Raw genomic sequence first — 20,264 nt, 5'->3', positions numbered from 1 at the left:
GTGGTGTATGCAAACCCGGGTCGAGGGTGATCCCGGTCTCGATGGAGGATGAGCAACGTGAGCAGCACGATCAGCGCCCGGCGGCAGGAGACCCGGGACCGTCTGGTGGCCGCGGCGGCCGAGGTGATGGCGGACAAGGGGACGCACGTCGGGGTGGCGGAGATCTGCGAGGCGGCCGGCTTCACCCGGGGTGCGTTCTACAGCAACTTCGCGGACCGGGACGAGCTGATCGAGGCGATCCTGGAGACCCACGTGCAGCAGGTGATCGACGCGATCGAGGCGCTGCGGCAGGAGGACCTGCGCCCCGAGGACCTCGCCGACGTCGTGGCCCGGCTGATCCCGCTGGCCCAGCCCGACCGCAGCATCGCGCTGATCGGCTCGGAGGTGATGCTGGACGCGGCGCGCGACCCCGAGCGGCACGCCGCCCGGGTCGCCCCGCTCGACCGGCTCAACCGCCGGATGACCGCGGCCGTCGTGGACGGGCTCGCCGGCATCGGCCTGCGCTTCACCATCGACCCCGAGGACGCGTTCCGGGTGATCGTGGCGGTGGCCTCGAGCGGGCATCAGCAGGGACTGGTGCATCAGGAGGCGGATGTCGCTCGGCTCGCCCGGATCGCCCTGCCGCCGATCCTCGAGTCGCTGACCGAGCCGGTCGCCTGAGGGTGCGCCCTCGTCGTACTCGAACCGGGCGGGCGCGCGCTCCGTCGTACCGAACAGTACGCACCTTCGGCGCGAAGAAATGGTGCCTACTGTTCGGTACGAGCGCGGGGCGGGTGCCTACTGTTCGGTACGGCGGAGCGGTGGCGGCCCCGGCGCCGAGACTTTCTCCCACCTTCTTCTCCGGGCCTCTCGGCGTGGGGCCGGACCGGGGCGCCGGGCGCGGGGTGACGATGGTGCGGTGGGGCAGACGTACCAGCCGCAGGTGGTCGCGCACCGGGGGGCGAGCGCCGACAGCGCCGAGCACACCCTCGGCGCCTACCAGAAGGCGCTGGCCTCGGGTGCCGACGGCCTGGAGTGCGACGTACGCCTGACCGCCGACGGGCACCTGGTGCTGCTGCACGACCGCGACCTGCGGCGTACGGCGGCCAGCCGGGGCACCGTCTCGACGCTGGACCTGCGCGACCTGGACCAGCTCGACTTCGCGGCGTGGAAGGACCCCTGGCGCGAGCTGGACGACGAGGCCCCCGAGGAGGACCCGGAGCTGCGTCGCGTCGTCACCCTGCGCAAGCTGTTGGAGACCGTCGCCGACCACGACCGGCGGGTCGAGGTGGCGATCGAGACCAAGCACCCGACGAGGTATTCCGGGCTGGTCGAGCGCCGGCTGGCCGAGATGCTCGCCGAGTTCGGCTGGACCGGCGCCGACTCACCAGCACGGATGATGAGCTTCTCCATCAACGCGGTGGCCCGGATGAAGCGGCTGACCCCGCAGCTGCCGCTGGTCAACCTGGTCGACACCAAGCGGGGCTGGCACCAGGTGCGCGAGCGGGTCCCCGCGCAGCGGATCCTCGGGCCGGGCGTGGACTTCCTGCGCGAGCACCGCAAGATCGCCCGGAAGATGGCGGCCAGCGGGCACCGGCTGCACGTGTGGACCGTGAACACCGAGGACGACCTGGCGCTGTGCGAGTCGCTGGGCGTCTCCGCGGTGATCACCGACAAGCCCGCCTTCATCCTGGATCTGCTCGGTCGCTGATTTCCGGCTTCGGTAGGTTTCCCGGCATGGGGAAGCGCTCTCGTACCAAGACCCGCGACCAGCAGCGAGCCACCGACACGGTGGGGGAGGTCGGTCCCCGGCAGCCCTGCCCGTGCGGCTCGGGCAAGCGCTACAAGGCCTGCCACGGTGCGCCCGGCGGGGCCGAGCTCTTCGTGCGCCGGCCCTTCGAGGGGATCGCCTCGGAGGGCGACCTGGTCGCGCTGCGCGAGCTGGTCCCCGCGGCCACCGCGCCGGTGCGGCTCCGCGACGCAGACCGGACGGTCACCCTCGCGACCCTCCTGCCGGGCGCGACGCCCGCGCTGGTCCGCGACTCCGGCGAGATCCTCCTGGGCCTGCAGGTGATGCACTCCTTCGGCGACCCCGCCCGCGACCTCGGCGCCGTGCTCGAGCGCGCGCTGGAGGCCGACCCCGGGCCGGTCGGGTTGACCGGTGCGCCCGGGGACGGGCCGCGGATCCAGGACCTGCTGGTGCTCGACGAGCCGCTGGACATCACCGTCCACGAGGACTTCGCCTTCTGGCTCGACGAGGACCAGCGCGACGACCCGGCCGTCCGGGCGGCGCTGGAGCAGGCGAACTCCTCGGTCCAGCCGGCTGCGCGGCTGACCCAGGTCGAGGCGGCCTGGTGGGCCGACGTCGGGACCAAGGAGCACCTGCGTTGGGTGATGCCCGAGCCGGAGGGCGAGCTCCTCGACGCGCTGGCCCGGCTGCACGCCGCGGGGGACGACGTACTCGTCCCCGACTCGCGGTTGGTCGGCATGTTCCGGGCGCACGGCCTGCTCTGCCCGGTGTGGGACCTCCCCGTGGGCACCGGACCGGAGGCGCTGGAGGACCCGGCGGCCGACTTCCGCGCGAAGCTGGACCGGGCGCTCGCCGACGGCGCCGAGCTCACCGCCGAGGAGCGGTCCGCGCGCTCGGGGCTGGCCCAGCGTCAGGTAACGATTCGGCCACTCCGAGACCACTGAATCGCCCGGAATCCGAACGGTGGGCAGCGTTTGGCGGGGGAGATGCGCCGTACGCGACGTGCGCCACATGAAGTTTTTCCGACCAGTGCTTGAAACCCTCACTACTGCGGAACCTGTCAACCTGCGTGGAGTCGGTCGCGGTTGGTTTTCTGGTTGATGGCCACCTGGGCCATGGGGGTCCGGACCCGAGGCGGGCTGGCGAATCGTTCGGGGTGGGCGGCGTAGAGGGCGTCCATGGTGTTTTGGCGTCGGTGGTGGACGCCGGTCCAGGTGCCGTGGTGGACGTCGTGGGGGGTGTGGCCCTCCAGACCGCCGTGATGGTGGCGATGGTTGTAGCCCTCGACGAAGTCGGATGCCCAGGACCTCGCGTGGTCGAGGTCGTTGAAGAAGGCCGGGTAGTCGGGGGTGTACTTCGCGGTCTTGAACAGCGCCTCGGAATAGGGGTTGTCATTCGACACCCTTGGTCGGTTGCGGGAAACCTCGATCCCGAGTTCGGCGAACAGGTCGCCCAGGGTGCGTGAGGTCATCGAGGGTCCGCCGTCGGAATGGATGATCCGCGGTAGAACCCCACGCACGGTGAAGGCGTTCTCGAACATCTCGGCTGCCAGGTCGTCGTCCTCGCGGGTCTCGACCCGCCACCCGGTGACCATCCGGGAGAACACATCGAGGGCTAGGTACAGCTGGTAGGTCACGCCCCGGTAGGGGCCCCGGAGGTGGGTGATGTCCCACGACCAGGCCTGGTCGGGGCCGTCGACGATCAGGGTCGGCATGACGGTGGCGCGGTGCCTGCGGGTGCGTCGCACCGGCCGAGTGCTTTGGTCGATGCCACGGGCGATGCGGTACCAGGTCGACAGCGACGCGACCGGGTCGCCGACATCCAAAGCGTCATAGAAGGCTTGGTAGACCGACTCCTTCGCGGTGAACGCGGCCTGGATCTTCACCACGATCCGAGCCCGCTCAGCCTCGGTGAGCCAGCACCGGGCCCGACGCTGACGATGCGCGATGGGGTCGCCGACCCGCGCGCGGGGATGGTCGCGGTAGTGCCATGTCGAGCGGGCGACTCCGGCCAGGCCCAACGCCGCGCGCTGGGAGAAACCCGCTGCGATCAGCGCAACCACCAAGGCCGCGCTGACCTCGATCACCGACTCCGATTCCGGCCCTGCTTCCGATCCTTGTTCGGTGTCTGGTCGGGAGTCGGTGCAGCGGCCGGCTCGGGCTCGGAGCTCTTGGCTTCGCCGCTTGTGGTTCCCCCCGAATCGTGGAGGGCTTCCTTATGCGGCTTCCCGGTCGGGGGCCGCGGTGTTCTCGTAGCTGACCGGGCTCATCATGCCTGCCGAGCTGTGCCGGCGTTCGTGGTTGTAGAACCCGTAGCACCAGTCCAGCACGACAGCCTGGGCCTGGCGGGTGTGCTCGAACTCGTGGCGTGAGAGAACCTCCCACTCCAGGCTGCTGAAGAACGCCTCAGCGGCGGCGTTGTCGAAGCACGACCCGACCCGGCCCATCGACTGCCGGATGCCCATGTCGCGGCACAGCTTGGTGAACGAGGTCGCGGTGTAGGTCGAGCCCCGGTCGGTGTGGAAGATGACCCGCTTGGTCTCCTCGGTGCGCCAACCCGGCTGGTTGACCGCATCGACGCCACCGCGAGCCGCCACGGCCATCTTGATCGCCGCGCACGCCAGCTCGGCGTCGGGGTGCAGGCTGGTCGCGGCGCCGAGCAGACGACGCGAGTACAGGTCGATCACGGTGGCCAGGTACAGCTTCCCGCTGGCCGTGGGGATCTCAGTCATGTCGCCAACCCAGCGGGCGTTAGGCCGCTGCGCGGTGAAGTCACGGCGCAGCAGGTCGGCGAACTTCGGTGCGGTCTTGTCCTGGCGTGTCAGACCGTTCCTCCGCTTGATCCGCCGGGCGACCAGCCCCTGGCGGCGCATCGAGTCCGCGACGGTCTTCTCGCTGACCTCCCACCCATCATCGAGCAGGTCAGCGTGCAACCGCGGGGAGCCGTGCAGGCCCCGCTTCTTGGTGAACATCACCTTCACGGCCCGGTCGATGGTGTAGCGGCGACGGTCCATAGCGGTGAACAGGCCGCTCGAGGCGCCCGGGCCGAGCGACCGGTCGCGCCACTTGTAGAACCACGCCAGGGACACCCCCAGCAGCAGGCAGGTCATCGTGTGCGGCACCCGGTAGATCGTCCTCTGGTCGGCGATGAAGCGTGCCACGCTCACTTCGTCGCCTCCTTCACCCACAGGACCACGGATCGCTTGAGGACATCACGCTCCATCCGGAGCTCGGCGTTCTCAGCACGCAGCCGCTTGAGCTCCTCGTGGTCGTCCTTCGACATTCCGTCGCGGCCCTCGCGTGCTTCCCGGGCCTGCTTGACCCAGTTGCCCAACGTGCCCTCGACCACGCCGAGGTTGCGCGCGACCTGAGCGATCGGCTTCCCGGTCTCTTCGACGATCCGGACAGCTCCCTCACGGAACTCCCGGTCGTACTTCTTCCGCTTCTGTGGCATCTCGATCCTCATTGTCGATGCCTCTACGGTCCGGGGGGAACCTCACTTGGATGCAAGAGCTCGATAGCTTTTCCCAGCGCATCGACCGCCCGCCGCTGACGGCCCAGCTCCTCATCGCGCTGCTCGAGCTCGCGTTGATGGGCGGCATCGCGGGCAGCGATCTGCTCACGCAGCGCCGCGTTCTCCTGCAACAACCGCGCGACCGCACTGGTCTCGTCCATGTCCACCCGTCCTTCGGTCCAAGGCACCAGCCCATGGTCCAGGGTGTCGGCCAGCACCGCACGCTTCCAACGCCGCAACTGATCGTCACGGATGCCACGGGTCTTCAGCAGCTTCTGCTTCTCGCCATAGGGGGCGAGCATGTACTCATACACGAACGCGCGCCGTTCCTCGACGCTGTAGACACCCTCAATGGGCAAGTCAATCACTCCTCACATAAGAGCGACTGACTCACACGCAGACTGGCAGACAGGGCTGCTCACGTAGGTTTCTCTGTGCCCGGTCGTTGTTGCATCCCCCGTCAGCAACGGCCGGGCTTCCACATTTCCGGGCGCTTCTCTGCGCCCGCCCGGCATCCGCGCGCCGCCCTCCTCCGTCGGATGTAACGCACAGTTCGGTCAGCCTGTCGAGCGTCGCAGCACTCGGGAAGTCGACCGAACTCTCGACAAGCTGTCCGGCGAGGGGCGTACGGCGACCCCGCGGCCGCCGCCGTACCTGGCCCGCGCCCGCCGGCGCCGGGCGAGCTCAGGCGCCGTCCGCTCGCCGCCCGTCGGATGTAACGCACAGTTCGGTGAGCCTGTCGAGCGTCGCAGCACTCGGGAAGCCGACCGAACTCTCGACAAGCTCGCCCGGGCAGGGGCGTACGGCGACCCCGCGGCCGCGCCTCAGGCCAGCGGGTCCCGCGAGATCGGGCAGGACATGCACCGCGGCCCGCCGCGACCCGAGCCCAGCTCGGACCCGGCGATCCGGATCACCTCGATGCCCGAGGCCTCGAGCCGCTCGTTGGTCTCGTCGTTGCGCTCGTAGGCCACCGCGACCCGCGGCGCCAGGGCCAGGGTGTTGTTGCCGTCGTCCCACTGCTCGCGCTCGGCCGTGACCGGGTCCAGGCCGGTGTCGATCTGGTGCAGGGTGTCGATCTGCATCGCCTTGGCGGCCGCGACGAGGAACGGCTCGGGCGGGGAGACGTCCAGCGTCATGTCCTGCTCGTCGGTGCCGGGCTCGGCCATGGTCACGGTGAACGCCTGCAGCTGGTGGGCGACGTTGGGATACATCACCACCTTGTCGACGTCGACCATCGTGCAGATCGTGTCCAGGTGCATGGTCGCCCGCTCCTGGGCGATCGGCACGGCCAGCACGGTGTGGGCCAGGCCGTGCTGGAACACCTGGCGGGCGAGCCGCTCGGCGCCGGCGGGCGTCGTACGCTCACCGCAGCCGACGGCGATCACGCCCGGCGCGAGGAGCAGCACGTCGCCGCCCTCCACGTGCTCGTGGTGCCAGCCGTGGATCCGCTCGGTGCCGGCGAACCGCGGGTGCTCGGTGTAGATCAGCTCGGTCAGCTGGGTCTCCCGCGCGCGGGCCGGCATCGCCAGGGAGGTGACCGTCGCGCGGTCGCGCACCCACACGCTGGAGTCGCGGGTGAAGAGCAGGTTCGGCAGCGGGTCGATGAGGAAGTCCTGGTCGTCGAGCAGCGAGGTGACCAGCCCGAAGCCACCACGCACCTCGTCGTTGCGGACCCCGGCCGACAGATAGGCGGTCAGCTCCTCGGGGGACAGGCCGGTCAGGACCTGGTCGAGGTAGCGGCGCAGGGTGTCCCCGAGGTGCAGCGAGGAGAGCGTCATCGAGATCGCGTGCGCCCGCGCCTGCTCGGAGGCGAAGGTCTCGGTGAGCAGGTCGGTGAGATAGAGCACCTCGACGCCCCGCCCGCGCAGGGTCTCGGCGAAGGCGTCGTGCTCCTCCTGCGCCCGCGACACCCACGGGACGCCGTCGAAGAGCAGCCGGTCGTTGTTGCGCGGGGTGAGCCGCTTCAGCTCGTTGCCGGGCCGGTGCAGCATCACGGTGCGAAGGGTGCCGACCTCGGAGTCTGCGTAGTGCGCCATGCCTTGGAGCCTAACGAGTGTCCGCGGGGCGCGGAGCCTCAGCGCCGCTCGCGCCGCCGCAGCACCCACGGCTCGAGCCGGGAGTATCCCTTCACATTGCGCCGCGGCATCTTGCGGAAGCGATAGTCGCCGGCGGAGGTGTACGGCGACAGCTCGGCCAGCTCGTCGGTCGCCCGCTCGAGGATCCGCGAGAGCCGGTGCTCGGTCTCGGCGTCCCGCTCCTCCGGCGGGTCCAGCGCGCTCAGCTCGTCGAAGGCGCCCCGGTCGATCAGCACCGAGGACGGTCGGGCGATCGAGGTGAGGCGCGAGGCGATGTTGACCGTCGGCCCGAACACGTCGCCGAGCCGGGTGACCACCTCGCCGTACGCCAACCCCGCGCGCACCTGCGGGAAGGGGTCGTCCTCGTCGGCGCCGAGCGCGGTCGCGGTGAGGGTGACCTCGGCGGCCGCGACGGGGTCGTCGGCGACGAAGAGCACCGCGTCCCCGATGGCCTTGATGATCCGGCCCCCGCGCTCCACGACCAGCCGGGCCATGGTGTCCTCGAAGTGCTCGACCCAGTCGACCAGCTCACGGTCCTCCAGGTGCTTGGAGCGGCTGGTGTAACCCACGATGTCGACGAAGGCCACGGCCATCGTCGAGGTGTTGCCCACCGAGTCGTCGGAGCGGGCCAGCAGCCGGTTGGCGGCGCTGGCGAGATGCCGCCGCCAGACGTAGGACTGCAGCTGCTCCACCCGGGGCAGCACCTCCTCCACCAGCTCGGCAAGGCGTTGCTCGGGCTGGTCGGACTGCAGCGCCACGTCGGCGAGCAGGTGCACCTGCCACTCGGCCAGGCGGGCGTAGGCGCGACCCCAGGTGCGCACCAGCGCCGACTGGGACTCGGGGGTGAGGACGCCCAGGGAGATGAGCGTGCTGGTGAGCTCGAGGGCCTCCACGTCGCGCTCGGTGAAGGCGATCTCGCCGTCCTCCGCGTGCGGGAAGCCCAGCTGCTGCCACAGTTCCTGGGCCAGCTCGAGGGGTACGCCGGCCTCGTCGCTGACCTGCTGCCGGTCCAGCGTGCGCTTGCCGACGAGGACCTCCTCGATCAGGTCGACGTCGGCCAGCGTGCTCAGCGGGGGCGCCTCGGGAGCGCCGAGCTCCTGCGGCTCGTCGGGCTCGTCGGATCCGTGGGGCGGGACGGGCTCGTCGTCGGACATGGTCAGCCGAGCTCCCCCGCGCGCTCGCGGGCCTGGCGCTCGATCGCGTCCCGGAAGGCCGGGACCTGCTGGCACAGCTGCTGCACCTGCTCGGCGGTGTAGTGCAGCACCTGCAGCGGGGTCACCGCGACCACCGAGGCGTTGCGCAGCTTGCGCTCGACGATGCCGGCCTCGCCGATCATCTCGCCGGGGCCGATGCGGGCGATCTCCTCCTTGCCGTGCCGGATGGACGCCTCGCCGGAGACGATGATGTAGGCCTTGTCGGAGGGGGTCCGCTCGGCGATGGGGGACCAGCCCTCGGGCAGTCGCACGGACCGGCCGGCGCGCTTGATCCTCGCCACGTCCGCCTCACGCATGCCGTCGAAGATGGCCATCGGGTTCACCTCTTCTGTGCCCGGGTCGTCCGGGTCGTCGGGGGCGACCGGCCTGGTGCGGCCCGCGCCCGTCGGGTCTCCCTCCCGTGGCCGGAATCCTTCCTGAGGCGGCGGCCGGTGTCCACCAATGTCAGCAAGGACACGTTCGGCGCCGCGGGGCGCCGTACCCGTCATTGCTCAGCGCGGGCGACGGGTTCGGTATTCTGCAGCCACCATGGACGACCAACCTCGATGTTGTTGCCCACGCCGTGCCCGCGCTGAGCGTGCTCCCCGCCGTGGAGGCCGCCGGTGAACCCCTGGCTGGGCATGGCCGTGGGCCTGCTTCTGACGATCGGCACCGGCATCTTCGTGGCCAGCGAGTTCGCGCTGGTCAACCTGGACCGGCACGACCTGGAGAGCCGTCGCGACCGAGGCGAGCGGGGCCTCTCGCGCACCATCTCGGCGCTGCGCATCACCTCCACCCACCTCTCCAGCGCGCAGCTGGGCATCACCTTGACCACGCTGCTCACGGGATACACCTTCGAGCCGGCGATGAGCGAGGCGCTGCGCCCGGGAATGGAGGCGCTGGGTGTCCCGGAGGGACTGATCCGGCCGCTGGGCGGCGTGCTAGGTGTGCTGGTGGCCACCCTGCTGTCGATGATCCTCGGCGAGCTGGTGCCGAAGAACTTCGCGATCGCCGTACCCAAGGCCACGGCCAAGGTCGTCATCCCGTTCCAGTCGACCTTCACCACGATCTTCAAGCCGATGATCCTGCTGCTCAACGGCAGCGCCAACAAGCTGATCCGCAGCATGGGCATCGAGCCCAAGGAGGAGCTCACCAGCGCCCGCTCGCCGCGTGAGCTGGCGTCGCTGGTGCGGCACTCCGCGCACGCCGGGCTGCTTGAGGCCGACGAGGCCGACCTGCTGGACCGGACGCTGCGGTTCAGTGAGTACGACGCCCACGACGTGATGACCCCCCGGGTCCGGATGGTCTCCGTCGGGCGGGACGCGACCGCCGCGGACGTGATCGCCACGTCCGCCCGCACCGGTGCCTCCCGGATGCCGGTGGAGGACGACGGCCCCGACGACATCGCCGGGATCGTGCACGTGAAGTCCGCCTTCAAGGTGCCGCTGGAGGAGCGGGACAGCGTCACCGCGGGCGAGCTGATGGTCGAGCCCACGCTCGTGCCGGACACGATGGGCGCCGCGCCGCTGCTGCACCTGCTGCGCAAGGAGGGCCTGCAGATCGCCGTCGTCACCGACGAGTACGGCGGCACCGACGGCGTGGTCACCCTGGAGGACCTGGTCGAGGAGATCGTCGGCGAGCTCGAGGACGAGCACGACCGGCAGCGCGCCGGCTTCTCCCGGCACGGGCGCTCCTTCAGCTTCGACGCCGAGTGGCGGCCCGACGAGCTGCTGGACCGCACCGGCGTGAAGGTCCCCGAGCAGGAGGACACCGACACCGTGGCCGGCTTCGTCACCGACGAGCTAGACCGGATGCCCGAGATCGGCGACGAGGTCGCCGTGGACGGCGGTCTCTTGCGGGTCGAGCGGATGGACGGGCCGCGGGTGCTGCGGCTGCAGTTCGTCCCCGACGATCCGCCGCCCGCCGAGGGCGCCGAGGAGGCCGGCGAGTCCGACCAGACCGGCGCGACAGCCACCGACAAGGCCGAGGACCGGACGGAGGACGAGCGATGAGTGAGTACCTGCCCGGCATCTTCTGGCTGGTCGTTCTCCTGGCCGGCAACGCCTTCTTCGTCGGCGCCGAGTTCGCCGTCATGTCGGCGCGGCGCTCGCAGATCGAGCCGAAGGCCGAGGAGGGCTCGGCCGCCGCCCGCACCACGCTGTGGGCGATGGAGCACGCCACGCTGATGCTGGCGACCAGCCAGCTCGGCATCACCGTGTGCTCGCTGCTGATCCTGACCGTCTCCGAGCCGGCGATCGACCACCTGCTGCAGGTGCCGCTCGGCTACACCGGCCTGAGCCCGGAGGTCATCTCGGTGACCGCGTTCATCGTGGCGCTGCTGCTGGTGACCTACCTGCACGTGGTGCTGGGGGAGATGGTGCCGAAGAACCTGGCGTTCTCCCTGCCCGACCGGGCGGCGCTGCTGCTCGCCCCGCCGCTGGTGTGGGTCTCCCAGGTGGTGCGCCCGGTGATCGCCGCCCTCAACGGCATCGCCAACGGGATCGTCCGGATGTGCGGGGTCGAGCCCAAGGACGAGGCGTCCAGCACGTTCACCATGGCCGAGGTCGCGGGCATCGTCGAGCAGTCCCGCCGCGAGGGGACGCTCTACGACGACGGCGGCACCCTGGAGCGGGCCTTCGAGTTCACCGACCGCACGGTCGCGGACGTCGCCGTACCCCTCGACAAGATGGTGCTGCTGCCCATGGGCAGCACCCCGCGCGAGGTGCAGCAGGCGGTGGTCGACTTCGGCCACTCCCGCTTCGGGATCACCGACGCCGAGGGCGACCCGGTGGGCTACCTGCACATGAAGGACGTCATGGACTTCCGCCCCGATCAGTACGACGACCCGGTGCCCGCCAAGCGAGTACGCCGCCTGGTCGCCGTCCCCTGCTCCGCCGAGGTCGAGGACGCCCTGGCCACCATGCGCCGCCACGGCACCCACGTCGCGCGCGCGGTCGACGACAAGGGCGACACCGTGGGCATGCTGTTCCTCGAGGATCTGATCGAGGTCCTGGTCGGCGAGGTGGAGGACGCCGCCCGCTGACCCACCGCCCCCGCCGATCGGGCATCAGATGCACCCAAGTTCCGCCGACCGGGCACTTGATGCACCCAACTTCTGCCGACCGGGCACTCGATGTCGCCAAGATCGTCCGAGCGGGCGCAGGAAACCTCATCCGTGTCTGCTGGACGTGTGCCGGCCGGGGCATGCGGCTGCGCTCATCCGCAGACCTCCGGCCCCTGACCAACTGAAGCATTCTTGTCAGTAGATGTTTCAGTACGTTGCAGCCCGTCGCCCTGCTCATCTGTGGTCGCGCCCGTAGCGGAGGGTGACAGGACTCGCCTTAGGTGGGCCGCCGGCCAGAAGTGGCCAGCGACCCGCGCCGAGAAATCGGTTTCGCAGCCCACTGATCTGCAAATCCGCAACGGAGCTCGGCGCGTCGGCCTGTCCGGTCTCAGGCCGACGGCAGCATCCTACTGCTTGTTTGCTGATCAATGGGCTCCAGCCCGGAACGGCGCTTGTCAGGCGTGTCTCGCTCTGCTGTGATGTAGCCCACTTCAGATGGCCGAGCACCGGGGAGAGCACCATGGAACCGCTGACATTCGACGCTTTGACCGCGAAGGTCGGAGGCGATGACTTCGCATTGGCTCGCTTCACCACAACGTATGAGCCGGGGGGAGGTGACGGCAGTCGCGTGTTTCCACCCACGTTCCCCACCTCGCGCAACGACGAATCGCCGTATCTGTTCGAGGAGCGCATGAGAGACGGGACCCCTACGCGGGCCGTGGTCCTCGACCAGGTTCCTTCCGAGGCCAATCGGGCCGAGGAAGCGCTCGCGCGGGCGCAGGAGAGCGGTGAGATCACTCTCCCGCTGCTTCGGATCACTCATGACGGCGCGGCTCAGGCGGTGATCACCGGCCTCGACGCGCCGCACCGGATCTACGACGCATACTGGCGGGACTCACTGCTGGACGGGACGAAGTTCGACAAGACCGAGATGGGCGCGGCGATCCTGGCTGCCAGTCAAGCGGACGCCACTGCGCTCCTGAGGTATGACCCGGGCAGCCTGGTTTTCGGAGCATGGAATTCGCATCGCAAGGGCCGGCAGGCCAAGTTCCCCCGCCTCTACGCCAGCGAGGTGATCGGGTGGCAGCCAGAGAGGGGCTCTCGGAAGGCCGGCAGGATGGATCCAATCAATCTCACCGGGTCCCGTAAGGGGGACGGGGACGATTGGGAGTACTCCTCGACGAGTGAGAAGACTGCCAAGGGCAAGCTGAGCGAGATCGGGCACGGGAACATCGCGCCCAACGATGCGCATGGCGGAGTCACCATCACCGGGGCGACCAGATTCGCCACCTTCAGCCTCACCGCGCTGAATCGGCTTCGCTTTGGAGAAGCTGCCGCGGAGAGCCAGGTAGCTGCCCGGGTGCTGCTGGCGGCGTACGCCCTCCTCGGGGATCGACTCGCATTCGGCGGTGCCGGACTGTGGCTGCGCAGCGGATGTGATCTCGTCGTTCAGGACGAGACCCTTGAATGGGTCGGACGTGGTGGTGTCGCGGAGCCGTTCTCGTTGTCTCGACGTGAAGCAATCCGGCTCTTCGAGCAGGCTGCTGCGGCAGCCGCCGAGGCCGGCGTCGGGCTGGAGGTGGAGCCGATAGATCTGACGCCTACGCCTTCGCTGGCTAAGGCGATCGATTTCAGCCTCACCAAGGCCGAGGTCTCGGAGGACTGAGGTGGCGATCGTCCTGGACATGGTTCTGGTGTCCGATCGCTATGACGCGGGAGACGGAAGCGACCCCCGGCGCGCGGAGTGGCCGCCGCATCCGGCGCGGGTGTTCTCTGCCCTGAGGTCGGTCGCCGACGAAGCGGACCTGGGTGCGCTCAGAGTGCTCGAGGGCTTGGGTCCGCCCGAAGTCCACGCGTCGGCGCCAGTTGCGGAGTTGGGAACGCGTGCCTACGTGGTGACCAACTCGTTGGCAGCCAAGGGTGGCAACCTGAATCACCTCGGGCGCACGAGCGGTCTCCGGGAACGTCGTTCGGTCATCCCCACAAGCCCCCGCGTCCTGATGGTGTGGCCAGACGACGAGGCCATGGACGCGGCAGAGCTGTCGCTGCTTGACACCCTCGCCCGACGTGTCCCCTACCTAGGACGGTCGACGTCTTTAGTCCTCATGGAAGCCCGTCGTGAGGCGAGCGCTCCGGATACGAAGGGTCTGGAGGTCTGGCGCCCCTGTCAGGTCGACGAGGCGCAGGCCTGGTTGCGCGTCCCATATCCGGGCTACCTGAAAGAGCTTGAGGCGTTGCATGCCATGGGTGCTCCGGCATGGCAGGCCAGTGACGGTGGCCGCGCATCGCAGCCCTACTGTCGCGTCACGAACCAGACGGAGGAAGACCCGGCCCCCGCAGTCGTCGCCTCGCCGTACCACGACCTCGTCGTGCTGCGTTTCACCGATCGACGGCCGCCGGCCAGGCTCACTGCGTTGTTCACGGCGGCCCTTCGCTCTCATGTCATGAAGAGCACTGCCGATCCGCTTCCCCCAGCGGTTCACGGTCATGGCATCGACGGACAGGAACATGTCGCCTACCTGGGACTCCCGGTGAGTGGTTGGCCTCACTCGGACGGGCATCTGGTCGGGCTCGCGGTCGCGATCCCCGGCATGACACCAGCGGATAGGCGCCAACTTTTGCGCGGGGTCCTCGGCAACGGTGAGGCAGCGTCGGTTGCGCTTCGCGTGCCTGGCCTGAGAAGCCCAGTACCGCTGGAGTACCGACCTGAGGATCGCCTTCCATACTCCGCGACGCCGGAACGATGGACACGCCCCTCGCGTGAGTGGGTCTCCGTCACGCCGGTGGTGCTCGATCGCTATCCCAAGCGTGGCGATGTCGAGAAGTCGGTTGCTCACAGTTTCGGGCTCGCCGGTCTACCCACACCCGCGGACCTTCAGGTCAGCACCTCCGAGCTCACGCCCGGTGCTGCGCGCTTGCTGCCGGGCGACTTGCCACCACGAGCCCGTGGTCGCCTTTTCCGACACGTTCGCGCTCGCTTCGATGAGCCGGTGGCGGGACCCGTTCTGGTCGGCGCGGGCCGATACTTCGGCGTGGGGCTGCTAGCTCCAGAGCAACAAGCAAGCGAGAGGTCGTGACGGTGTGATGCGTGGCGAGGACTTCGTCGAGTTCTACCGAGAGATCCACGGTCACGAGCCCTTTGACTGGCAGCGGCAACTCGTGTTGGACGTCATCGAGCACGGCTCGTGGCCTGCACTGGTGGATGCTCCCACCGGCATGGGCAAGACTGCGCTGCTGGATATCGCGGTCTTCTTGACCGCGGTCGACACCGACGCCCCGGCTCGCACGCGTCTGGGCCGGCGACGGGTGTTCTTCGTCGTCGACCGGCGGATCGTCGTCGATCAAGCCCATGAGCGGGCCCAGCGAATCTCCACAGCGCTAGATGCGGCCAGTGAGCACGGGGTTGTCGGCGAGGTCGCCCGGCGACTGGTGGCGCTGGGGCCGCAGCGAGGGCCCGACAGCCCCCACCCCACTCTCTCTGTCGTCAAGATGCGTGGCGGGACCACGTGGGACGCGGCATGGGTGCCCCGCCCCGACCTGCCGGCGATCGTCTCCGGCACCGTCGATCAGGTTGGTAGTCGCCTCTTCTTCCGCGGGTATGGGGTCAGCAAGCGACGCTGGCCGATCGACGCGGCTCTGGTGGGAACGGACTCCTTGATCCTGGTGGACGAAGCCCACCTGGCCAGCGCGCTGGTGACCAGTCTGGACTCGGCGCTCGGGTACGACGCGACCCAAGCGGAGATGCACCTGCCAGCTCCTGCCGTGGTGCACCTCTCGGCCACCGCGGGGGATCAACCTCAGGGGTGGACGTCGACCTTCGACACCGAGGCGCACCTGGCTGATCCCGAGGCCGCCCGGCGGCTCCAAGCCCCCAAGACGCTTCAGGTGGAATCGACGACCAAACAGGCAGCGGTCAGGAGTCTGGCGGGCGCAGCTGCTCATGAGGCTGTCGAGGATGCTCGAGTGCTCGTCGTCTGCAACACCATCGATCGGGCGCGGGCAGTGCATGCGGAATTGCGCAAGCGTCTCGACCCAGCAACTGCTCTGTCGCTCCTCATCGGACGCAGCCGCCCCCTGGACCGCGAAAGAGTCCAGGACGACGTACTCACCTGGTTCGGCGCCGATCGCCATGACGCGCCCGGTGCGGCGGTGCTGGTTGCGACGCAGACCGTGGAGGTCGGGATCGACTTGGACGCCACCGCCCTGGTCACCGAGAGTGCCTCATGGGACGCGCTCGTCCAACGGATCGGGCGGGTGAACAGGCGGGGTCGGTCACCTGAGTCCCGAGTCTTAGTCGTCCACGACGACGACCCCAAGAACCCGGTCTATGGCGAGGTGCGGGGTCGCACAGTCGAGTTCTTGATGCAGATTGCAGACTCCGATGGGCAGGTCGACGTATCGCCGCTGGCTCTGCGCGGTTTGGCGTCTCGCGCCCGTGAAACCGGGGGATTTCTCCCCGCGCCGATCATTCCCGTCCTCTTACCCGCCCACCTTGATGCGTGGACCCGCACCGCCCCACCACCGACGAATGATGCTCCGTTGGACGCATACCTACACGGCCTGAACCATGGCTTGGCGCCGGTGACGCTGACCTGGCGGGACGGGCTCGTCGATCCGAGCGGGGAGCCGGTCTCGGGGCGAGAGGCGGACGCAGTGATCAGCGCGGTGCCCGTCAGGTCCGAAGAGTCGATCGAGGTGCCCCTGGCGGCTCTTCGCCGGTGGCTCGTACAGAGCAAGCCCGAACCGTTGGGCGAGTGGGACGACGAGGACGATTGGGAGGTCCCCTTTCAGGAGGAGTCGGATCGTCCGGTCGTCCGCAGGTCTCCTCAGGGCGACGGAACCGATACGTGGACCTGGGCCTTCGCTCAGGATCTTCGTCCTGGCGACAGCGTGGTCATACCGACCGAATGGGGCGGACTGGACGAGTTCGGGTGGTCGCCCATGAGCACCGAGAAGGTCATCGACGTCGCCGAGCTGGCTGCCTTCGTCCGAGGCCGCCCCGTGCTGAGACTGGACCAGGGACTCCCAGCTCGACTCGGGTTGACGCCGCCCCCGGCCGAGCTGTGGGAGAAGGTGTGGCGGTGGCGCAATGCGGAGGAACGCGACGCAGAGCAGGACTTGCGAGACGACGTGGAATCCGAAGTTCGGGTCTGGCTGGAGACGGCCAACCTGTCACGGCCAGAGCCGTGGGCTCGCGGTGAGCGACTGATGGGCCTGAGAGACGCGATGAATTCGGCGTCGCTGCAGGTCCCAGCGACACAGGTCCGCCGACCCGGGAATGCCGGGACGGCCAGGCCGGACGATGAGCAGCTGATGCTCGTCCCGCAGGCGCTACTACGTGGAGATTGGTCGGGCGCCTGGCGAGACGTCAACGAGGAGTCGGCGGACGGCACCGTTCACCTACGCGGCCCGGTGAGCTTGACCGATCACCTTCGAGACGTCGGCGAGCGGGCTGCGGAGATCGTGCAGTCGCTTGGACTGAGCGAGGACCTCAGTCGAGTCGTGACCGACGCGGCCCGGTGGCACGACCTGGGCAAAGTGGATCCGCGATTCCAGGCCATGCTGTTCGGCGGTGACCCGATCAGAGCCGCGTTGGCAGATGAGCCTCGTGCCAAGTCTGGAATGCCCCCCGGGGATCTGCAACAGCAGCGTGACGCTCGCCGACGAAGCGGACTCCCGAGGCGAGCCCGGCATGAGGCCTGGTCCGCTGCCTTGGTGGAGGCATTCGTCGCTGCTATGCCGGATGGGTATGCCGGTGATGCCGAGCTCCTGATTCACCTCGTCGGCAGCCACCACGGTCATGGACGTCCGTTGATGCCCATCGTCGTCGATGGCGGTCATCATCAGTTGGTCGCCCACGTCGACGGTCTCGGCGAAGTGACCGCTGAGCTGCCCAAGCAGGTGGACCTGCCCGCTGCAGAGCGCTTTGCTCGCCTGAATCGGCGGTATGGCCGATGGGGCTTAGCCCTGCTCGAGACGATTGTGCGCTCCGCGGACACGACGATCTCTGGGGAGGGACGATGAACGAGGTCAGAATGCCTGCGCTTACGGGAAGCTCGCCACTCGGCATCCTCGCAGCCATCGGGGTTCTGCGGCTCCTCGGGGATTACACCGCCGATCCTCCGAAACTGCGCTGGGAGAAGCGGGGCCTCACGGCTGTTCTCGTCAGTGAGCGACCCACGATCGATGAGGTGGTCGCTGATCTCACCGAGATCGTGTTGAGCATCGCCGAAGGCTCCGTGCTGCCTGGTCTTCCGGGAGGCTTTCCGCCCCCCGGGGCCGCGCCTGATCAGTTGCGGGTCCCTCAGGGTGAATTCCGGGAACGTCGCCAAATGATGCTCGCGAGCATGGACAGCGCCGAAGCCAGGGAGGCAGACCGTTGGCTTGCCAGTCTGGTGACCGATCTGGCGGCGGACTCCCAACAAGGACGAGTGGCTATCAGCCAGTTCACCGCCCCGTCGGGGAAGCAGTCGATGGCGACCATGCTGGAGAAGCCGCTCGAACAGGTACGGCGACACCCGGAGTTGCTCGCCCAGGCGCTGGTGGGCTGGCGTCGGGTTCCGGGCGTGACCGGCGAGTACCTCGACCACCGCGCGATGTGGGATGCCGCTGAAGACGGAAGCGGCACAACCGGGAGCATGCGAGGTGTGCCCGGTGCGACGTGGTTGGCGTTGATGTCGTATCCGCTGATGCGAACCACGGGCTCGATTCGAAAGCGGCCCGCCACTAGTGGGTGGCATGAGTTGCGTGACGGGCGGCGCCCCGTCGATGAGTTGAGATTGCCGGTGTGGCGACAACCGCTGGGCCCCGAGGCGGTAGTGGCGCTGATCGAGCATCCTGCCCTGGCGCCCGACTCCCCTCGGCGTGTCGACGAACCTGCGGGTGAACGGGATCCGGAGGTGTCGCGCCAACGTGACCGGGAGATGTTGGGCGTGATTCACGTGTGCCGCGCACGTCGGTGGCAACCCACCGGAGGCAAGTCGGCCGGTGTGCTGAGGACGCTCGAGTGAGCGACGTCGTACGCCCAGATCTCCCGGGTCTGCCCGAGACGGTCCCAGCGAGGATGGTCAATGAGTTCGTCTATTGTCCTCGCCTGTTCCACCTCGAGTGGGTGCAGTCGCGATGGGCGAGCAACGACGACGTTGAGGAGGGGCTTTACGTCCACCGTGTCGTTGACACGGCGGCGGGCAAGATGCCCGACACGGGCGAGGCATGGGCGGGTCGCAGGGTGACGTCGCTTTGGTTGACGTCACCACGACTCGGTATCTCCGGTCGTCTTGATCTGGTTGAGGAGGGCGCCGACGGGGCGGTCGTGCCGGTGGACTACAAGAAGGGCCGGCCGGACCGTCATGGGCAGCCTTGGCCCAGCGATCGGGTCCAGTCGCTCATCCAGGTGCTGCTGCTGCAAGATGCTGGCTATCGGGTGGACCACGCGGAAGTCTGGTACGCCGAGACACGGCGTCGCGTGCGCATCGAGGCCAACGCCAAGGCACTGGAGGAGACACTCGGCACTCTCCGAGCGTTGTGGCAGGTCGCGTCGCGTGACGCCGCCCCTCCGCCGTTGGTGAACAGTCCGAAGTGTCCCCGCTGCTCTCTGGTGAGCATCTGCATGCCGGACGAGTTGCGTGCGTTGTCGATCCGTCAACGGGAAAGGACCGCCGTCAAGCGCGTGATGGCGGCCGATCCGCAACAGCGCCCTGTCTACGTTGCGCACCAAGGAGCCGTTGTCGGGGTCCGCCGCGGACGTCTCGAAGTGTTTGCCGATCAGGAGAAGCTGGTGAGCTTCCGACTCATCGATGTCAGTCAGCTCTGCGTGATGGGGAACGTTAGCGTGACTCCGCAGGCGGTTCGTGAGTTGATGGCGCGCGATGCACCGATCCTCTGGTTCTCCTACGGCGGATGGTTCCAAGGGATGGCGAACGGATTACCGGATCGGAACGTGGACCTGCGTCGGGCACAGTACCTCGCATCGTCGAACGCTGCCTTGGGCGTGGCACGCGAGATGATCTACGGCAAGATCCGCAATTCCCGCACGATGCTGCAACGGAACTCGCGCAGCGATGTCGCCCAGGTAGCGGCACAGTTGAAGGAACTCGCCATTGCGGCTCGCAAGTCCGGTGGCGTGCCCAGCCTGCTTGGGCTCGAAGGCACGGCTGCCCGTTTGTACTTCGGGCGGTTCGCCTCGATGATCTCCGACAACTCGCACGTGACGGGGGAGGCCTTCGACTCCCACGGCCGAGCACGGCGGCCGCCGCCCGATCCGGTCAACGCGGTGTTGTCCTTCTGCTACGCCCTGCTCGCCAAGGACCTGACCGTGATAACGCATGCCGTGGGCTTCGACCCCTACTTGGGGGTCCTACACCGTCCGAGATCCGGACGCCCGGCTCTCGCCCTTGACCTTGCCGAGGAGTTCCGTCCGCTGATCGCCGAGAGCGTGACCCTGCAGTTGTTCAACAACGGCGAGTTGAGTCTGCGCGACTTTCGGTCGCGGGCGGGTGGCTGCCAGCTCGAGCCAGACGGACGCAAGGCGGTGCTGCGGGCATATGAGCGGCGGTTGGAGCACGAGATCGTCCATCCCCACTTCGGCTACCGGGTGTCGTACCGGCGAGCCCTGGAGGTTCAGGCCAGGCAACTTGCGGCGCATCTTGTAGGTGAAGTGTCGACGTACTCGGCGTTCGTAACGAGGTGAT

At 68.6% G+C, this 20,264-nt stretch carries 17 protein-coding genes; 10 read left to right on the top strand and 7 right to left on the bottom strand.

Features of this window, described 5'->3' with window-relative positions:
* The first annotated feature begins 57 nt into the window (after positions 1–57).
* From K8W59_RS18100 to K8W59_RS18090, 3 genes are all read left to right on the top strand, one after another.
* Positions 58–660 carry a TetR/AcrR family transcriptional regulator gene (locus tag K8W59_RS18100; RefSeq protein ID WP_223396343.1) on the top strand — a complete coding sequence of 201 codons (603 nt, stop codon included), beginning with the start codon at positions 58–60 and terminating at the stop codon, positions 658–660.
* Between the two features lie 238 nt (positions 661–898).
* On the top strand, positions 899–1,690 hold the full coding sequence (locus tag K8W59_RS18095) for a glycerophosphodiester phosphodiesterase family protein (protein WP_223396342.1): 792 nt from the start codon (positions 899–901) through the stop codon (positions 1,688–1,690).
* A 26-nt stretch (positions 1,691–1,716) separates the two neighbouring features.
* Complete coding sequence (locus K8W59_RS18090) at positions 1,717–2,673, top strand: DUF5926 family protein (protein ID WP_223396341.1); 957 nt, start codon at positions 1,717–1,719, stop codon at positions 2,671–2,673.
* Positions 2,674–2,789: 116 nt separating this feature from the next.
* Here K8W59_RS18090 and K8W59_RS18085 read toward each other — a convergent pair whose 3' ends face one another.
* The 7 genes from K8W59_RS18085 to K8W59_RS18055 all read right to left on the bottom strand — a co-directional run bounded on the left by K8W59_RS18085 (position 2,790) and on the right by K8W59_RS18055 (position 8,845).
* On the bottom strand, positions 2,790–3,815 hold the full coding sequence (locus tag K8W59_RS18085; RefSeq protein ID WP_223394321.1) for a DDE-type integrase/transposase/recombinase: 1,026 nt from the start codon (positions 3,813–3,815) through the stop codon (positions 2,790–2,792).
* A 129-nt stretch (positions 3,816–3,944) separates the two neighbouring features.
* Complete coding sequence (locus tag K8W59_RS18080; protein ID WP_223396340.1) at positions 3,945–4,895, bottom strand: IS3 family transposase; 951 nt, start codon at positions 4,893–4,895, stop codon at positions 3,945–3,947.
* Positions 4,892–5,194, bottom strand: coding sequence for a transposase (locus K8W59_RS18075; RefSeq protein ID WP_223396339.1), 303 nt, complete (start codon positions 5,192–5,194; stop codon positions 4,892–4,894). The genes K8W59_RS18080 and K8W59_RS18075 overlap by 4 nt, the downstream gene beginning before the upstream one ends.
* An 11-nt stretch (positions 5,195–5,205) precedes the next feature.
* A complete protein-coding gene (locus tag K8W59_RS18070; protein ID WP_223396338.1) occupies positions 5,206–5,610 on the bottom strand; it encodes a hypothetical protein in 405 nt (134 codons plus the stop codon).
* Between the two features lie 456 nt (positions 5,611–6,066).
* Positions 6,067–7,278, bottom strand: a complete 1,212-nt coding sequence (locus tag K8W59_RS18065; RefSeq protein ID WP_223396337.1) for an arginine deiminase — start codon at positions 7,276–7,278, stop codon at positions 6,067–6,069.
* A 38-nt stretch (positions 7,279–7,316) separates the two neighbouring features.
* Positions 7,317–8,471, bottom strand: a complete 1,155-nt coding sequence (locus K8W59_RS18060; RefSeq protein ID WP_223396336.1) for an adenylate/guanylate cyclase domain-containing protein — start codon at positions 8,469–8,471, stop codon at positions 7,317–7,319.
* Positions 8,472–8,473: 2 nt separating this feature from the next.
* Positions 8,474–8,845 (bottom strand): Crp/Fnr family transcriptional regulator, encoded by a 372-nt coding sequence (locus K8W59_RS18055; RefSeq protein ID WP_223396335.1) that lies wholly within the window; start codon positions 8,843–8,845, stop codon positions 8,474–8,476.
* Between the two features lie 288 nt (positions 8,846–9,133).
* On the opposite strand from K8W59_RS18055, the gene K8W59_RS18050 reads away from it, so the two are divergent.
* The 7 genes from K8W59_RS18050 (at position 9,134) to cas4g/cas1g (ending at position 20,263) form a co-directional block, all read left to right on the top strand.
* A complete protein-coding gene (locus K8W59_RS18050; RefSeq protein WP_223396334.1) occupies positions 9,134–10,522 on the top strand; it encodes a hemolysin family protein in 1,389 nt (462 codons plus the stop codon).
* Entirely contained in the window at positions 10,519–11,553 is a 1,035-nt protein-coding gene (locus tag K8W59_RS18045) for a hemolysin family protein (RefSeq protein WP_223396333.1), read from the top strand. The genes K8W59_RS18050 and K8W59_RS18045 overlap by 4 nt, the downstream gene beginning before the upstream one ends.
* 541 nt (positions 11,554–12,094) lie before the next feature.
* Complete coding sequence (gene cas7g / locus K8W59_RS18040; RefSeq protein ID WP_223396332.1) at positions 12,095–13,240, top strand: type I-G CRISPR-associated RAMP protein Csb1/Cas7g; 1,146 nt, start codon at positions 12,095–12,097, stop codon at positions 13,238–13,240.
* Between the two features lies 1 nt (position 13,241).
* Positions 13,242–14,651 carry a type I-G CRISPR-associated protein Csb2 gene (csb2, locus tag K8W59_RS18035; RefSeq protein WP_223396331.1) on the top strand — a complete coding sequence of 470 codons (1,410 nt, stop codon included), beginning with the start codon at positions 13,242–13,244 and terminating at the stop codon, positions 14,649–14,651.
* A 7-nt stretch (positions 14,652–14,658) separates the two neighbouring features.
* Positions 14,659–17,598 carry a type I-G CRISPR-associated helicase/endonuclease Cas3g gene (cas3g, locus tag K8W59_RS18030; RefSeq protein WP_223396330.1) on the top strand — a complete coding sequence of 980 codons (2,940 nt, stop codon included), beginning with the start codon at positions 14,659–14,661 and terminating at the stop codon, positions 17,596–17,598.
* A complete protein-coding gene (locus K8W59_RS18025) occupies positions 17,595–18,584 on the top strand; it encodes a type I-G CRISPR-associated protein, Cas3-extension family (RefSeq protein ID WP_223396329.1) in 990 nt (329 codons plus the stop codon). The genes cas3g and K8W59_RS18025 overlap by 4 nt, the downstream gene beginning before the upstream one ends.
* A complete protein-coding gene (gene cas4g/cas1g, locus K8W59_RS18020; protein ID WP_223396328.1) occupies positions 18,581–20,263 on the top strand; it encodes a CRISPR-associated endonuclease Cas4g/Cas1g in 1,683 nt (560 codons plus the stop codon). Before K8W59_RS18025 ends, cas4g/cas1g begins: the two co-directional genes overlap by 4 nt.
* The last annotated feature ends 1 nt before the right edge of the window (position 20,264 follow it).

It is taken from the genome of Nocardioides rotundus, assembly GCF_019931675.1.
Taxonomy (GTDB): domain Bacteria; phylum Actinomycetota; class Actinomycetes; order Propionibacteriales; family Nocardioidaceae; genus Nocardioides; species Nocardioides rotundus.
Note: the sequence above shows the minus strand (reverse complement) of the source record. Positions and strands in the feature narration are given on the sequence as shown.

What these genes read in the sequence shown, in the direction of transcription:
- K8W59_RS18060 (WP_223396336.1), bottom strand. Translation starts at nt 8,471, where the DNA reads ATGTCCGACGACGAGCCCGTCCCGCCCCACGGATCCGACGAGCCCGAC.
- K8W59_RS18090 (WP_223396341.1), top strand. Translation starts at nt 1,717, where the DNA reads ATGGGGAAGCGCTCTCGTACCAAGACCCGCGACCAGCAGCGAGCCACC.
- cas7g (WP_223396332.1), top strand. Translation starts at nt 12,095, where the DNA reads ATGGAACCGCTGACATTCGACGCTTTGACCGCGAAGGTCGGAGGCGAT.
- K8W59_RS18065 (WP_223396337.1), bottom strand. Translation starts at nt 7,278, where the DNA reads ATGGCGCACTACGCAGACTCCGAGGTCGGCACCCTTCGCACCGTGATG.
- cas3g (WP_223396330.1), top strand. Translation starts at nt 14,659, where the DNA reads ATGCGTGGCGAGGACTTCGTCGAGTTCTACCGAGAGATCCACGGTCAC.
- K8W59_RS18075 (WP_223396339.1), bottom strand. Translation starts at nt 5,194, where the DNA reads ATGAGGATCGAGATGCCACAGAAGCGGAAGAAGTACGACCGGGAGTTC.
- K8W59_RS18025 (WP_223396329.1), top strand. Translation starts at nt 17,595, where the DNA reads ATGAACGAGGTCAGAATGCCTGCGCTTACGGGAAGCTCGCCACTCGGC.
- K8W59_RS18055 (WP_223396335.1), bottom strand. Translation starts at nt 8,845, where the DNA reads ATGGCCATCTTCGACGGCATGCGTGAGGCGGACGTGGCGAGGATCAAG.
- K8W59_RS18045 (WP_223396333.1), top strand. Translation starts at nt 10,519, where the DNA reads ATGAGTGAGTACCTGCCCGGCATCTTCTGGCTGGTCGTTCTCCTGGCC.